The sequence below is a fragment of the Sporolactobacillus sp. STSJ-5 genome, assembly GCF_024385605.1.
Lineage (GTDB): Bacteria > Bacillota > Bacilli > Bacillales > Sporolactobacillaceae > Sporolactobacillus.
The window spans coordinates 24,726-40,720 of the sequence record NZ_JANFOJ010000011.1; the positions used below are offsets into that span (position 1 = coordinate 24,726).

Consider the following 15,995-nt stretch of genomic DNA (forward strand, 5'->3'; position numbering starts at 1 on the left):
CCTCATAAAGAAAGCCAGCGGAATCCAAAGCTGATTGTGAATGCTCCACTTGTTCCACTGACTTGTATATCATTCCATCCCGGCACGAGACGGATAAATTTCCGATTGCTCTTAGATAAGGCCGATGCTCCATTTAATAAGACACGCGGACCGTTCAAGTCGAGCTCATCGCCAGATCCTGTCGGTTGGTTAAACGTGAATGAATCGCCTGTTGTCTGATTTGTAATCGTCATTCCATTTGATGCACCAATAAATTTAATCAGCAATTCGTGAAACCGTGGATCGACAGTCTCATCACCGCCGTTATAAATTTGAAAACTGTTTTGCGACCAGATATATTGCAGATCATCTTCCAGCGTGATTCCTGCGCCGACCGCCTGCCACTTGTTCGAATCGAAATCTACTGGATCAACGTCTGTTCGACCGACACTCTGCGCATAGGGCGAATCGCTGATTAAATCGATTGTAAATTTACCTTCTCGCGCCTTCTGCTCTATGTTGAATTTACTGTCATACTTCACATGCCAACGTTTTCCTGGTTGGGCGTCGCAGATTAGATAGAAATACTCACGGCTATCAAACGCACGAAACACTTCATCTTGATACAAAGTGAAATCCGGAATATCCACGGATCGAAGTTCACATTCAGCGTGCAGCGTTCGACCGTCTAACGTCGTCCCCATGTCAATAAATCCATTACGCCCCTCAATCGTTTCTCTGCTGTGAACTGGCGAAGGAGCATCAGGATAGAACCCTTTGACGAGTATACCGGCCGACCGCATATCATATTCATCGCCGTTAAGACGAACAATTCGAAAGTTGTGGCTCAGATATTTGGGAATATGAATCATTGAGGTCTAACCCCCTTCCGATACAATGCAGCAGCAGCTCTGTCAGCGATGCTCTGTGAAAACTCGTCCTCATCTGTTTCATATTCGAAATGGTTATCACCAGTGACATAGACATTAACTGTTGGAGCCATAGGCGAGCCAACTCCACTTAATTGCAGCTTAGGCATGGACAGATTAAATGACCGATTAGCCAAGTCATGAATCCCTTGGGCATAATGCGGAATATCAGCCATGAACTCTTTAATTGACGGCCATACCTGCGTGCCCTTTGGCAATTTCTTAAACAGCGTAGGGAAAGCAGGACTTAATCCCAACAAACCATTTGGCAGAAGGAACGGTTCTTTCTTACCGTCATCGCCTAGAACGGCATCACCGCCCGGATGGCCTTTGGTTCCGTTTGCGTAACCGTGACCGTGGCCGATGACGCTTAACATACCCTTAATGCCATACCTACTTTTTGCGTAATTAATACCGGCCAGAAGGCTGTCTAACCCTTTGAATATGTTCCCAAACCCCGGAAATTTGTAGGCGTTGAATGTCGCACTGATCGTTTGAACAAGTCCTTTTGCCAAATCGCCCGTTTTCGTGTTCGCATCAGTGTATCCGTGTTGAACCGCTTTTGCATTACCACCTGATTCAGACTTAATTTGTCGAAGCCACGCATTGATATAGGATGCTGACGTCGGCACGCCATTCATTGCCAGTGCTCGCTGAACAGTCGATCTCCAACGTTCAACGCCTTGCCCCGGTGGATCGTCAGCAAGAGCGAACTTTTTCTTAACAAAGGCTCCGGCTGAATCTTTAATCTTAGTTAAAGCGCCTTTGGAGAGGTTTCCGAATGCACCGGGTAGGTCTGGTGTACCGAAGCCCATTTTATCTAATACCGTGTTTAATAACTCAGTAGGATGTGATGCGTAATCCCAAACATCAAGTGCCATATCCTTCGCTTTGCCGGCGATGCTTGTAATCCCACCCCATGCTTTACTTGCAGCACCTGTGATCCAGCTGCCAACACCATTTTTATAGGCCGGCATAGTACTCATCATCTTTTTAATGGATGACCAGACAACCGTACCTTTTGGTAGATTTGGATACAAGGTCGGCTTATTAGGACTGACTCCCATTTGACCATTTGGCAACATGTACGGTTCTTTTTTGCCACCATCGCCCATAACAGCGTCGCCACCCGGATGTCCACCTGTTCCTTTGGCATAATAAGCGAATTGTGCAGCTTTAAAATCCGGCATTTTCCACTTTATACCTATTTTCCCGAGAATCCATTCTATGCCCCCCGTTACAGCGTTGATCCCCTTTGCAATACCATCATTCATCTTATTTGATAGCCAAATAACACCGTTAACAGCTTTCTTCCCCATAGACTTAATGCCGTCACCAATGCGCCCCGGCAGTGCTTTGGCACCATCTACGATGTGATTCCAAGCACTTGATGCCATGCTTTTCATAGACGATAGAGGATGGCTGAAAAAGCCAGATATTTGTCCCCAATGACCTCTAACCATTCCGATTACTGCACCTATACTGTTATCCCACAGCCATTTAATAAATGACCAAGCGGTGCTAATTGCACCTTTCGCTCTCGTTAATGGTCCGATCAACGCAGGGTAAATCTGTGCCCAATGACCCGTAATCATCTTGACTACTATTCCAATGGAGCTATCCCAAAGGTACTTAATAAATCCCCATAGAGAGGAAAAAACCGTCTTCAGCAAACCTCCGAAGGCTTTCGCACCCTTTAGAATCCGTCCGACAAATAAGAGATCAAAGATGTTCCAGATAAACTGTATCGCTCCGGAAAAAAGTTGCTTTATGCCTTCCCACATCTTGCCCCAGTTTCCAGTGAACAGGCCTGCGAAAATCTTAATTAACCCCATGAGGATATTTAAAGCACCCTGGACAACACCCTTAATCGTGCCAAAGACACTCTCGACAATAAAGGCGATGATTGGCATAGCAAGTTTCAATATTGCCAAGATCACATTCATGACGTTCTTAACTGCAGATGTGATCACATCTCCGTTTTCTTTCCAAAAATCTACTATTTGATTAACAACTGATTGCACAAAATCGATGAATGCCATAATCCCCGGTTTCAAGTACGGCCAAATGATATTCCAAGCGGCAATGATAAACTTACCGATTCCTTGAAACGACTTCACAATGTTATTTAGCGACATCGTAACGTAGGTCTTGACCGTATTTATAGCGGAAATGACCATGTTCACTTGTTCCGGAGATAGTCCCAAAGCGATTAAAATAGATACGCCTTTTCCGGTATTGCCAGTCAATATATTAAAGACACCGGATATTGCGTCTTTAACAAAATTGAATCCTTTAGAAGCAGTCTGAGCGCCTTGATTGACGTTATTAAAGAAGCCCATAAGCATGTTCGCACCACTTTGTCCGAATACCTCAACAAGCGAATTCTTGAAGCCGTTAATATCGCCATTCATTAAAGCAGTTGCCCCATCAAAAAGCGGCATAATATGCCTAAGCCCGGATTCGAGTTTATCAAACATCGGTTTAGACAACTCTTGTATTGCTGTTGACACAAAGCCTCGGATATTAGACAGCATACCTTTCCATGTCGTGGATTGAATCTTCATGCCGTTTTTATAGCGTTCTTGCATCAATCCTAAAAGAGCTTGATTAAATTTCTTTTGATCGGTGATCTGGCCCTTATTGTTGACGACAAGACCCAGACGCATCTGCTTTGCTTGATCAACAATCATATTTTTAGTGATGCCAAACTCTTTCAACCGCTCCAATTCACCTGTCTGAGCATCAGCTATAGCTTCCACACCCTGATCCATGGATTTCCCCATAACAGAAGCCATATCGCCTACTGCAGGTAGAATCTTGCGGGCGTTCAATCCATAAGATGAAAGTTTAGCCGTCGCATCGACAATTTCATCGGTTTCAAACGGTGTCTTATTTGCAAAATTCTTTGCCCAAGCAAGTGTTTGAGCCGCTTTTTTGTGGCTTTTCATGACGACTGTCAGTGTATTTAAATACTGCTCCATGTTAGCATTAGCGCCAATGGTCGATGCCCCTGCTACATTTATAGCTTTAGCAACCCCAGTAAAGATTGCTTTTCCGACAGCAACACCAGTTGCAATCTTGGAAACGCCCTTAAGATATCCGATAAAGCCCTTTAATCCTTTTCGCGCATTGCTATCGTCAACACTGATCTCGACATTGGCACCGCCAACTGTATTCGCCATGTTCCCCCCACCTTTCAAACAAAAATAAAAAAACCAAGCATTAGCCTGCCTTTGGTTTCCACCATTGACCAGTTACCCAATCTCCAGTGTCCTCTTCTTGTGTTCGATTATCCTCATAATCAGGAAGCAGCATCTTTTCCGGATGACTTTCGCCAAACATTCCGCTAATCGCCGCCAAAACGCCGCGCATAGTTTCTTCAGATGTCATTTGTCTGTGTTCATACTGTTCTCTATTCGCTTGTTCGCATTTTCGCTTGAGCCAATGGAACGTATGATTAATCACGTATTCTTCCGTATATCGAAAGTGAGAAGATACACGCTCAACCATGCTGATTACATCCTGTACGAGTGATCCCATGTCGGATAAAAATTCTTCGAAGTTACGTCCAGAACTTACTTCGCCGCCGCTACTGTTGCCGCTTTTGTAGCTGCTTTCGTGTTCTTTTTGCGGAATACTTTTGCCATGTTCTGGACTGCCGTAAAAGCCTTTTTAATGTTCGACTTCTCCATGAACGCTTGAAGCAGTTGCAAGGTATCAACAAAGTCAAGATCAAGCGCTTTGTCCTCATTAATATCAAGAGCAACATTCAATAATTTTGCAATTTGTTCCTCGTTTAGCAACGATAGAACAGTTGAAACAACTTCAATCTCTGTCATTTTCTCATATCCATCGATACTTTCTAAAATTTCTGTTCCGCTATCCGCAATCAACTTCGCCAGCTGAATAACGCGACGATTTGTCAACTTTGGGATGGGCAGTTCAATGCCGCTTTCAAGCTTCACCGTTCCAAGATTATCAAGATCAAGCGATTCTACTGTTTTTGTCGCCAATTAAAGTCCCTCCTTAGGCCAATACCTGTTCAAATTCAACCATGACATTTTCATCTTCTGGAAGATCATCAACCGTATGTGCATTCATCTGCAAAGGAAGCAGTTTCTGACCTTTTTCATAAGTTGTTTCCGAATCATCACCAGATACTTTGCAGTTATAGAACACGATCCCATAAAGTGTGCCGTCTTTTTTCATAGAAAGCAGAGCAACTTGGAATGCAGGTACGTCTGACGGTGCGCCATAACTCATTTTTTTGTAGCCGAGTTCAGTTACTGGAGATACTTCTGCTGATTCAGTGTGCGGCGAAGTCAAGGCTTCAGCCAGCGTAATTTTATTCCCATCTACGGCAGCTATCTTTTTAAATTCATCATCAATCTTCAAATATCCATTCGCAGTAAACCCAGTCCCCGAAGCTACGTTAAGCACGGTTGAACCTGCTACCGTTGCATTGGACATTGTGGTTGCTGTACCAAGTTCTGCCGGCACTTCCGTGATCGTTCCACCAATCCAAGCAAGCTGACGGTTATCAATGGTCGGTTCTGCAAGATTAGTAGACAGCGTGTTTGTAAATCCTGTGATCGTCTGATCGATTGGCTCAACGGACTGATCTACTTCAACATCATCCGTGTCAAACCCACGTGATGTTGAGATACCATCGTTGGTAGCGCCAAGATCACGCCAACCAGCTTTTGCATCGTAGCTCGCAAGATCAATGATATCCGATAGCTTTTCTGGGCGTGTTGCGCCAAAAGGAGCGATCAAAAGCCGTCCCGGTCCACCGTAAACAGTAGCTTGTTTATTGTTGATTCTCTGAAATTTTGCCATTTATATGCCCTCCCTAGGCTTCACAATTATCTAATCTCATATAGCACCATGACTCCGGTTTTCCTGTGTCATCGTCTATATCAGGCATTGGTGCCGTCTCATGTTGACACCACATTACATCAAGCCCTTGTATGTTTCCTGCATACCGTTCAATCATGTTCATCGCTCGAATAAGTGCTTGCGTGGCTTGCGAGGATGACACTGCACGAACCAATAACTGCAATCGGGTATAATCGCTACCCCCTGCATTTTTAATCATCAGAACAGGCAGTGTAGCCCCCGTGGGTATCTCATTACCATAGACTGGAACATTAGGAATGTACGTTTTAAAAAATTTAAGTACAGGAGGAATCGGATCAACATAATCAATCATCTGGTAGCCCCCTTACAGTCCAAGTGTCCGCTTGATTTGTTCTTGAGACACTTTAACCATGCGCTCTTTTGATTGGTCGAGCGCATCAGCCATGATGTTAAATCGTTTTTCCAAGCTGCTTGCATAGACGACATTGGAGCCAATACGCAAAATTGTTTTACCATTTTGGTCAACAATTTCATGAATAACATCGGCATCAGTTGCAGGAGAACCCGACTTATAACCGATTGAGTTAACATAAAGTCCAGTATCAATATGACCTTCGTTCCTCGTAACTTCTTTCGCTGTATCCGCCCATGCCATTCCTGCTGCCTGAACAGCTTTTTTCTTTGCTGAAACAAGCTTTTGCGGCGCCGTTTTTTGAAACCACCGTTGCGTTTTTTTATCAATATTCATATTGAACTTCATACCATCGGCCATTTACTCACTACCCTTCAATACGGCTTCGTAGTGGTGCAGGCGCGTGCGTCCATAAATTGGCTGCGCATCTTGGAGTGAAAACGATCCAGTTAGCACAGCATTTCCAGCTTTATCTTTCAGGTCATTAACCGTCATTGCATTGTTCAGTTCCTGTCCTGGTCCAGTGAACAGAACATATTGCGTGATATAGTTCTGCCCATTCGGATCTACTGAAACAGTTTTGTGGACCTGATGGACGCGGCACAGAACATCCTCAATCTCAGTCGGATTAGAATAAATCGGCTGACCATAGTCATCTTCACCTGTTTTTATGCCGGGAATATGCAACGTGCATCGATGGATCAGCATTTTTCGGAAACTCATCGGCAATCACCTGGTCCGGACACAGAAAAAAAGCTCGCACCGTAAACTTTTGACGGTGTAAGCCCCTTTAAAATCATATCCAGTTCAGGAATGCCGGTGCTGTCGCTTTGCGGCGTCGCCTTCTGCATCTTTGTATATTGGTAATTGCCCATACGCTCCGACTGCATGCCGGAGATCGCTTCATCCTTCACGTCATCTTGGCTTTGATACCAAAGCAGATCGACAAGATGGATATCTGCCGTCTGCAGGTCAGTCAATATGCCTTCGTCAGCCGTACCCGAGTAATCAACACCAGTCGCATAATAAATCCACCGTTCGGCACGCTTAATATAAGCCGTCAGTTTTTCATCATCTAATTCTTTTACCTCAGGGAAGGCTGTTCCGTCCCTGATATTTTCCAATATGGCAAACATATCACTTCACCTCAACAATAAAACCTGCCTTGATCCGTTTCCTAAGTTCAGGAGAAGGATTCTTCGGGAGTTCCTTTTCTTGTGTTCCCGCCAAACTAAAAGAACTCTCAGCATATTGCGTTTTTGGGTCCTTAAGCTTAAATAATTTTGGTGATTGGTTAGTTGCTGCCATTTATCTCACTCCTTAGCTTCTCGCAGTATCTAGCGTCATGATGAGACGTGCATTCTTTTGGAATGGTACATAGTCGTCAGTGACCGTCGCATAAGAACCTTCGACCTGCGTCTTGACGTTACGCTGAGACTCTACTGAAAGTGGTTTGAACTGATAATTGATCAGCGCATAGTCCGTATCAACCAGCATAATCCGGTTGTCAGGCATTTTACTGGAAACAAACGGAGAGGCATTGATAAAATCAGGCACATTTCCGTTTCTCAGTTCCTGCAGGAAAATTAAATTACCGGAATCCTCTTTTTGTTCAGCCCAAGCTTCAGCAGTTTTTAGATTCATTACGGCCAATTTTGGTGTGAACCCATATTCATCCTGCATGTACTGAGCAGAATACCAAGCATCAGTCAATTTCAGCGTGTTGGCTGTTTTGACGCCAATCGTCGGTGCCGCATCGGCTCCATCACCAAAATAACCATTCAGCAGGCGGTCAATCGCCCGATATTCGTCGGTACGTGCCAGGCGCTGCCCACGTAGCTGAACATGCAGTGCCAGCAAATCAATGTTCATCGACTTCGCTTCGTCCGCAATCTCAACACCAGCGCCGCGTTTAAATACTTGAATCGTGTGGCTACCGTCAATTTTGATGATTGCTGTCGGAATAGGAGCCGCCTGACCAACTTTTGAGAAGTCCAGTTCATCCTTATCCGGATCTTCAATGTAATACCACTGATACGTTTGTTGATCGATGCCGACCGTCTTTGCAACAAGCTGAGATGCACGACCTTGCTTTGCATAGCCAATACGAATCCCGTCTTCAACAATCGTATTGAACAACGGTTTCGTATTGTCATTCGAATACAGAGATCGAACTGATTCAAGACCGATCTGGTCATAACCGAATGCACGGATCGCATCTTTGAGCGTCACGCCTTCGTTTTCCAAATAACGTTGGAACAAAATAGACGACCGGCCATTTGCCAAGTCGTCTGCATTTACAGCTAATCGCTTGTCTTTTGCAGCGATGCTGCGCATTTCAGCTTGCAGTTCTGCGCCACTTTTCAGTTCGACGACTTCACCGCGTGCATTTTTAATTTTTTTCATTCATCCCATCTCCTTAGGCGAGAAACTCGCATGTATTATCGTCGTTCACTTGCACAACCAATGTATTGTTGGCAGCGCCCGCTACTTTTAAGCCGCCACTGCCATCGGCAACAACGGAATTTCCAACAGCAACCGTTCCAGAGTACGGTGCCACATAATTACGGTTGAAGCCGAGCACATAAACACCAAGTGGTGCATCCGGTGATGACACGTCATGCTTGGCAATTGCCTGCACAGCGTCACCATCAGCGACTTTCAATACTGAATACCCTGCGGCAGTATCAAATTTTAGAAGCTGCCCTGCTTTAATAGGTGCTTCGGCTGTAGCCTGACTTGCAAATACCGTGAGTGACAGTCCGTAATCATCTGGTAGCATTCCGCCTGTTTTGATATAAGGCATTATTCATCATCCTCCTTAAAATTTTCAGATACGATCACATCAGGATCATCATCGTCGCCGCGGTGCTGCGGATCGACCCCTTGTGTACTGCGGCCGCCTTTTAGATTTTTCTTGACCAGTTCCTCATAAGACCGGATCTCATCCTTGATAAATTCAATGTCTGCCGAGCGAACAAGCATTTGTTTGTAAGAATCGGCCTTGAAGTCTTGACCTTGTGATCTCACACGGCTTGCCACTGCCTGATCAATCAGATCAGCAACATAAGCGCGGCCCTGCTCTGCTTCTTTATTTAACGCCTTGATGCCCTCGACGGTAGCATTGTCGCCAAGTTCATTTCGCAGTGCAATATCATCCGGCTGACGGAACTTTTCTCCGGTACCGTCCAGTACCGCATAAGCCCGTGCCTTTTCAATTTTGTTTTCTTCAATGGCTTTTCTCAGTTCACTCAATACGTCCACTGTGCGTTCACTCCCTTTTGGTTGATTAAAATAAAAGCGCCGCTTACCATCGTCCAGTCGGACTTGATAACGTCGCTCTAATGTTGCTATTCTTGATGGTTCCAGTTCACCTTGGCTGACCATGTCCTGTGCTTTATCGATGTATGCCCCCGGCGTCGATCCCTTGAACACTGTGCTGACTTCAATCAGCCGCGCATTCTTAATCCAATAGAATACACGTTTTCCGTCCGGATCCAAGTCACCAGGCATAAATGGCGAATCCCACAGACTTTTTCCGTCAGCACTACAAACGTAATCAATGTCAGGTCCCCCGAAACCAACACTCATGTCGCGGATGATTCCACCGGTGATTGCCTTGATAAAACTATCCGTGCTCCCACCGTTCATCTGCAATCCTCGGATTAAATACCAATAGCCGCGAACCGAATTTACCTGACCGTCTCCAATCATCTGTGCGTCGAACGAACGGCCGTATGGATTCTTATCATGATCGTGACCTTCGAGCAGTGCAACTCCGCTTTGCAAATCCTGAACATAATTTTGCAGCGTTGTTTGTGGATCCATTCGCGTGAAATAAGAATCCATGTTGTCATTACTACAGACACCTGAATAACGGAATACATCTTCTGATTTTAATGGCTCAATCGCCTGCTTGTTGATCTTTGCCATATCATCTGCTTCACTGCCTGCTGCGCCGGCATCTACTCTAACTGGTAGATAAATTAAATTGTCGCCCGTTTCAATCACCCCCTTTCAAGCGGCCAAATGTCTCCTTTATGAAATTGTCCTCATCGTCGTACAACCGCCGAACCATATACACGGCATGCTGTTCATCGGTCTCAGTTTTCCGATCAGCTTCCATGTAGAATGTTTTAATCTTCATTCGCCCCACCTGCCAGTACGCCATATTTATTCAGCACTTTAAAACGTTCTGGGAAAAACATTTCCACTGTCCGGCGCTCAATTGAATCAGGACTCCAATGATACATGATCGTTTCGGCAATATCCTCATACATATCAGTTTTCGCATAGTCAGTAATGTATCCGACATCTTTTTTTATCGCCTTTCCCCAATCCTTCAAGAACTGTTCTCCAAGAGATTCCTGGAGAGCATGAGCTGTTTCATGACGCAACGTTCCGGCAAGCGTTTGCTTTAAACGGTCCTCACTGAGCCAATCGTTTCTGTAAATTTCGATATTTTTTGTTTGCAGATCGAAACCGCCGACTGCACTGTCGAATATCTCGTCACCATCTTGGTCATAGGCATCAAGCAGATGGATTTCCTTGATGACATTCTGATGTTTTTTCGGAATCTGATTGATAAAGTCTTTAACATTGTCGATTGTCAGTTGCTGTTTCTCAGTATTCATCCGTTCTGGTTTCATGATCGGTATGCCAATTGAGTTATCGACGGTAGCTGGGCGATCCGAACCGTCTGGCATCGTGATCATGTACGAGTCATCAGGCTTAACCAGTTTGCCCAACTTGTCCTCTTCGCCTTGAAGAATACGAGTATAGAAGCACCGGCAATTGACCACATTCTTGGCACTGCCTCCATCACCTGGAAACATGAGCTGTTCTCCCCAAACAATAAACGGATCATCGAACTTAACAGTTTGTCCGTCAGCTTCGGCATGCGCGTGTCTGGTTCGTCCATCATAGGTGCTGTGCCACGTCTTACCGATCACCATACCGGATTGACGATCAGCATGAAACTGTCCGGAACGTCCAGCACTGATCAATTCAGTTCTAGCGATTGTCCGGGAACGTCCTTTACTGAATGAAAAAGACTGCTGAAGATTTTCGGCAGCCTTATTTATCGTATATTTCCCTTCTATGACGGTGTCCCAAAGCGTTTGGATCACATCTTCATCGGTCACACCTTGAATTAAATCAGCGTCTCTCAGGGAACGTTCCTGAAGCCACCGGAGCAACTGCGTATCTCTGCTATTGAAGTCTAAATCCGTTGTCAGTTCAGCCAGCGTAGCTTCTCCTGCAATATCTGCTGCCTGCTCCATCCATTTCACCAGTTTATCGTTCCACTCTCGGATATTTCCATCGCTGTCATTCAGAATATGGACCTTTACCCAACGCTCAAACTCTGGCGGTATTCCGGGGCTTCTTTTTTCAACCGACCGAACAACGACCATCAAAACACGTGTCGGCGGTGTCCCGGACTTCTTGATTCGACTTTGATAAGTGGCTAACTGATCGGACAATTGCTTATGCAGCGCGTCTGTGGTGCTTGTTGTTAGCTTCGCTAGATCATCTGCATATCCGGTCTCTAGTTCCTTAACAAAGTCATCACCCCCTTTCCCCGTCTTAGATTTTTTTGAGCTTGCTCCTCGCTGTTCAATGGGCATCGATCGCAACACGTTCGAGATATCTGGTGCTTGCGGTTCCCCAACGGCATCATGTCCAACCGCTTGATTGGCTGCTTCATCGTTATCAATCCACCCTTGTTTTACCTGAGTGATCAGTGTATTCGTTTCCTGTTGTGCCGCCTGTGCGTCTTTCATTCGGTCTGTGACACGTATCTCGTTAAATGTCAGCTTCGCCGTACTCTGTGAACCTTGCACCTGCAACGCTAGATTATAAGCACGCTCAAGCATACGTTTCACGCCACGCCTGATGCTCTCCACACCAGCGACAAAGATTTGATATTGTACAGTGCCGTGCGTTTCTGTAACCGTGTCGTTGTGTCCGAGCAGGACGGGCAACTGTTTGAGTGCGGTTGTCACTTGCTGATTGATGATGTTAATCAGTGCCGTGCCATCCATGCTCTTGCCTTGTGTTCCGCCAGACATATCGACTTTAACAGAATCGGTATGAAAGAAATTATCGTCAGGCTTCAGCTTTTTGAATGCTGAGTTAATATCACTGATATAGTTAGTAACAAACGATCTTACTGCTGATTCCCCCTGTGCCTTTATCTGAGGAGGAATATTATTCATAATGGATTCTTCCACCACTGAAACATCAAACCGCGCATGTCCTTGATGGTGCGCCACCTGTTTCAAGTCTTTCAGCACTTCAACCTGAAAAAAGATGATCTGCAAGACCGGAAGAATAGGCGACCGGCCATATGGATCATCAACATCCGGATCAAACGGTTGATAGAATACTTGATTCGGGTTCAATTCCTTGTAGGAACCGTCCACCTGCTTCTGCACAAGTTTAGTTTCCTGCGTATCCTTGTCCACTTGAAAATCAAGCCGTGACGGATCAAGCGCGTGGAAGTCGCGCACATCTTTCAAGTTTTCTTCCAACTCAACTTCTAGCGCAATCGCTCCCTGCGTATAGCCGGTAAGTAGCATCACATTAATCAGCTGATCCGTTCCACCACCGTATAGCTTGCCGACGCGCGCCGCTAGACTATTGATGTAGTCCAGCGCGCTTTCGTCCGGATTACCATTAGAATCCGTAGCATCGAGTTCATGCCCATTATTGGCAAGCCGCAGGAAGTTCCAGATTGCCATGCTTGCGTCCGGGCTTATGTCGCGAATAAAGGATAGCGTCTCCATCACACTGCGTTGGTGTAGGTGATTCCGCTTGATTACTCCGTCATACCACATGAACTGGCGTTCCCACTTGGATTGCGTCTCACGACCACCGATTAAGTGGTTATCAATCGACTGGTTAAGACTCCCGAAATACTTTTTTGCAACTCGTTTCATTCGCCAAGTTCTGTACTGATCAATTAGTTTCATGGCATCACCCCTTTCGCGGTAAAATAAAAGAGCCCCGAAGGACTCTTCAAAAATTATTCAAATGGTATTGGCTTTCCTAATCTTATAAAACTAAGGACAAAATTTAGTGCTAAAACAATTAGTGTAAACTTCATAATCTGTCCGTCAATGAATACCATCGGAAAATGAACATCAATGTAATGTTTAGAGTAGTGTTTAATCAAATGCCCAAATATATAATATCTCTTAAACTTAAGTACTCCAAAAAATAATGCAAGCAACAGAAATGGAGCCTGAATTGCTACGATTGACTTTTCTAACATTGCGATCTTTGTTCCGAGTGACAATCTCATAAAAATACCTCCAAAGTAAACTTATTACTTATTTCGGAGATATTTTTCTTATGTTTAAAAGCCGTCTAGACTTGGCGGCAGAATGTGCGCGTATTCTTTTGGTTTGTGCATCTGATTAATGGCTTGTGTCATACTGTCCACTTGGTCATCGTGTGCGCCATTCGGGAATGCTGTTGCTTCCTCAACGAGATCACTGACCCATGGAGCAATGGACGGATCAGGAAGGTAAACATTGCCCGCTTCGATATCTGGACTGACCGCTGATGCACGGGCAACCTTGCCACCGTCTGGCGTTACCGGAATAATCCCCGGTATGTCGTTGGACAATATTTGAATTACGGCGGATCCGTTCGCTTTATCCTCAATATATTTAGCGTTCGCTTCCGGATGTTTTGCTGTCATGTTTCGTATGGCTTGCACGGTCGTCGGAAAGTTCATCCGGTCACGCACTTGATCAATCAAATACTTATCAGCCTTCAGCCGTCCCCAGACTTGCCCAACCACATAATCGCTTTCTTTGTTGTCCTTGAATGTGCAATCCCAAGATTGAACGACTTCATCAAAGCGTCCCGGAAGTTCTTTGTAATATTTCCACCATTTACGATTAAAAATATCGCCACTTTCCGGAGACGGTCTCTGTTGAAAAAGAGCCGCCCACGTTCGTGATCCCACTTCAATCTTCTTGTTCTTCGCCCATTCCTCATCAAATCCAAGCTCTGGGCAAAGGGCTTCACCGGGTTCACGTTCCAATAAGTCATCAGCATCCTCTGCAATTGCTGGAAGCCTCAACCGCACCCAGTCATGCGGGCTTGTAGTCAACAGCCTGCCGACAATATCATCCTCATTCCACCTTGTCATAACGACAATGACGGATGCGCCTTTATGCAAACGTGTTGATAGGGTGCTTTCCCACTCGTCCCAGACCTTATCACGAATCGTTTTTGACTTTGATTCTTCAGCATTCTTAAATGGGTCGTCGATAATGAGCACGTCCGCACCTTCACCGGTAATTGAACCACCGATACCAGTTGCCAGCAGTCCGCCGCGGCGTCCTTCTAAAGACCAGTTATTACTTGCTGCATTATCTTGTGACAGCTGAACACCAAAGAATGACGAGCCGTATTCGTTAATTTTATCCCGGTTACGTCGTCCAAACTTTCGAGCAAGTGTATCTGAGTATGAAGCGATAATCACTCGCTTTTCCGGATTCCGCCCAATAAAATAAGACGGAAAAGATTCTGTGACCGTCATTGACTTGCTGTGTCGTGGAGGCATTTCGATAATAATGAATCGTTGTTTTCCCTCCGCTATTGGTTGCAACTCTTTACAAATCAATTCTGTATGCCGGAAATGTTGATACTGACCACGATGGACAATCTCAACATAATCACGGTAAGAACGACGGCATAATTCATTACGTGCCAAATAAGCGAGTGCCTCTCGCTGTCCATCAGTCAATTGCATCTTTGGCAAGGCGTCTCAACTCCTCGAGTGACAACCCTGAAAAATTCACATTATTGTTCATGCTGCCGCTGTGCTCAATCTCCTGCTTATCGCGCCACTTGGCAGGCTTGCGGTTCTTCAGCCAGAAGATTTGTGCCGTGGTGTCCGGAGCAATTTCTTTCACTCTTTCCTCCATCACGACACTTTTATATTTAGAAACACCTAATTCTACAACTCGAATATCTTCCATAGTCGCTTCCGGATGTTCAAGCTTATAGCGGTTTACGATTTGCATCTTCTTGGCGTAGTATTCTTCATCAGACATTTTCACCAGCTCATATTTTTTCTCCGTAAATGTATAGCCAAGCGCCCTTTTGAGCAGCGCATTTTCAACTTGGTAGTCAACAACCTCTTTGCCTTTTTTTAAGGTGTCCGATATGTCCGGGAACTTCTTTTTCCACTCATTAAGAGTCGACCGAGAAATGCCAATATTATGTGCAATTTGTTCATCTGTACAACCTTCGCGTGCCCAACCTCCAATCATCGTTAATCCTTCAACAGTAATCCATCGCTCGTACTTCCCTTTACTCATACGGCATCGCCACCATCTCCTTTTATGCAAAATAAAAACACCCCCGAAGGAGTGCGCTATTATTTACAGATATTTATTTAGTTTTTCTTTGTCAGAAACATGGAGAAACGGAAGTTCTAAGTTGTTCCTATCAATTCCAGGCGTGATTATCCTTTCATAAAGAAAATCATAAATCACGTCATTTATCAATAAAGCATCCTCGTTTGATATGTTTTCATAATGCGTCACTGTTAAGAGGCTGCCCCTATGTTCTGTTATCTCACCTATTTGACCCTTGTCTTCTAACACCTTTTTCACACTATCAATTAAAGATCCAAATTGTGTTTTTTCATGATCGTTTAGATAATGAGCAATTATATGCTGAACCTCTTTTTTGGATAAAGACATAGCTTCAACTCCATTCTGCAGAATACCAATCTATTCCACAAAATAGGACAATGTTCCTGCTACTTTGCAAAATAAAAAGCACCC

The 15,995-nt window shown here is 44.8% G+C and carries 18 protein-coding genes; all 18 read right to left on the reverse strand.

What is annotated here, in order from left to right:
* Positions 1 to 2: 2 nt before the first annotated feature.
* The 18 genes from NOM01_RS11020 to NOM01_RS11105 all read right to left on the reverse strand — a co-directional run bounded on the left by NOM01_RS11020 (position 3) and on the right by NOM01_RS11105 (position 15,911).
* The gene (locus NOM01_RS11020; RefSeq protein WP_255748548.1) at positions 3 to 851 is read right to left on the reverse strand and encodes a phage tail family protein; all 849 of its coding nucleotides are present in this window, start codon (positions 849 to 851) and stop codon (positions 3 to 5) included.
* Positions 848 to 4,093 carry a tape measure protein gene (locus NOM01_RS11025; protein ID WP_255748549.1) on the reverse strand — a complete coding sequence of 1,082 codons (3,246 nt, stop codon included), beginning with the start codon at positions 4,091 to 4,093 and terminating at the stop codon, positions 848 to 850. The genes NOM01_RS11020 and NOM01_RS11025 overlap by 4 nt, the downstream gene beginning before the upstream one ends.
* Positions 4,094 to 4,133: 40 nt before the next feature.
* Complete coding sequence (locus NOM01_RS11030) at positions 4,134 to 4,421, reverse strand: hypothetical protein (protein ID WP_255748550.1); 288 nt, start codon at positions 4,419 to 4,421, stop codon at positions 4,134 to 4,136.
* Positions 4,422 to 4,486: 65 nt separating this feature from the next.
* The gene (locus NOM01_RS11035; RefSeq protein ID WP_255748551.1) at positions 4,487 to 4,924 is read right to left on the reverse strand and encodes a hypothetical protein; all 438 of its coding nucleotides are present in this window, start codon (positions 4,922 to 4,924) and stop codon (positions 4,487 to 4,489) included.
* A 13-nt stretch (positions 4,925 to 4,937) separates the two neighbouring features.
* Complete coding sequence (locus NOM01_RS11040) at positions 4,938 to 5,750, reverse strand: phage tail tube protein (protein WP_255748552.1); 813 nt, start codon at positions 5,748 to 5,750, stop codon at positions 4,938 to 4,940.
* 13 nt (positions 5,751 to 5,763) lie between these two features.
* On the reverse strand, positions 5,764 to 6,123 hold the full coding sequence (locus NOM01_RS11045; RefSeq protein WP_255748553.1) for a hypothetical protein: 360 nt from the start codon (positions 6,121 to 6,123) through the stop codon (positions 5,764 to 5,766).
* A gap of 12 nt (positions 6,124 to 6,135) precedes the next feature.
* A complete protein-coding gene (locus NOM01_RS11050; RefSeq protein WP_255748554.1) occupies positions 6,136 to 6,543 on the reverse strand; it encodes an HK97 gp10 family phage protein in 408 nt (135 codons plus the stop codon).
* A complete protein-coding gene (locus tag NOM01_RS11055; RefSeq protein ID WP_255748555.1) occupies positions 6,544 to 6,906 on the reverse strand; it encodes a putative minor capsid protein in 363 nt (120 codons plus the stop codon). It abuts the gene before it with no gap.
* Positions 6,903 to 7,319, reverse strand: a complete 417-nt coding sequence (locus NOM01_RS11060; RefSeq protein ID WP_255748556.1) for a head-tail connector protein — start codon at positions 7,317 to 7,319, stop codon at positions 6,903 to 6,905. Before NOM01_RS11060 ends, NOM01_RS11055 begins: the two co-directional genes overlap by 4 nt.
* Position 7,320: 1 nt before the next feature.
* The gene (locus tag NOM01_RS11065) at positions 7,321 to 7,491 is read right to left on the reverse strand and encodes a hypothetical protein (RefSeq protein WP_255748557.1); all 171 of its coding nucleotides are present in this window, start codon (positions 7,489 to 7,491) and stop codon (positions 7,321 to 7,323) included.
* A 12-nt stretch (positions 7,492 to 7,503) separates the two neighbouring features.
* Positions 7,504 to 8,589, reverse strand: coding sequence for a phage major capsid protein (locus tag NOM01_RS11070; RefSeq protein WP_255748558.1), 1,086 nt, complete (start codon positions 8,587 to 8,589; stop codon positions 7,504 to 7,506).
* Positions 8,590 to 8,602: 13 nt separating this feature from the next.
* Complete coding sequence (locus NOM01_RS11075) at positions 8,603 to 8,989, reverse strand: hypothetical protein (protein WP_255748559.1); 387 nt, start codon at positions 8,987 to 8,989, stop codon at positions 8,603 to 8,605.
* Positions 8,989 to 10,194: a hypothetical protein gene (locus NOM01_RS11080; protein ID WP_255748560.1), complete on the reverse strand. Its 1,206-nt coding sequence runs from the start codon at positions 10,192 to 10,194 to the stop codon at positions 8,989 to 8,991. Before NOM01_RS11080 ends, NOM01_RS11075 begins: the two co-directional genes overlap by 1 nt.
* The gene (locus NOM01_RS11085) at positions 10,187 to 10,330 is read right to left on the reverse strand and encodes a hypothetical protein (RefSeq protein WP_255748561.1); all 144 of its coding nucleotides are present in this window, start codon (positions 10,328 to 10,330) and stop codon (positions 10,187 to 10,189) included. The genes NOM01_RS11080 and NOM01_RS11085 overlap by 8 nt, the downstream gene beginning before the upstream one ends.
* Positions 10,320 to 13,157, reverse strand: coding sequence for a phage minor head protein (locus tag NOM01_RS11090; RefSeq protein ID WP_255748562.1), 2,838 nt, complete (start codon positions 13,155 to 13,157; stop codon positions 10,320 to 10,322). Before NOM01_RS11090 ends, NOM01_RS11085 begins: the two co-directional genes overlap by 11 nt.
* Positions 13,158 to 13,543: 386 nt before the next feature.
* On the reverse strand, positions 13,544 to 14,953 hold the full coding sequence (terL, locus tag NOM01_RS11095) for a phage terminase large subunit (protein ID WP_255748646.1): 1,410 nt from the start codon (positions 14,951 to 14,953) through the stop codon (positions 13,544 to 13,546).
* A complete protein-coding gene (locus NOM01_RS11100) occupies positions 14,940 to 15,524 on the reverse strand; it encodes a DNA-packaging protein (RefSeq protein ID WP_255748563.1) in 585 nt (194 codons plus the stop codon). The genes terL and NOM01_RS11100 overlap by 14 nt, the downstream gene beginning before the upstream one ends.
* A gap of 63 nt (positions 15,525 to 15,587) precedes the next feature.
* A complete protein-coding gene (locus tag NOM01_RS11105) occupies positions 15,588 to 15,911 on the reverse strand; it encodes a hypothetical protein (protein WP_255748564.1) in 324 nt (107 codons plus the stop codon).
* Positions 15,912 to 15,995: the final 84 nt, after the last annotated feature.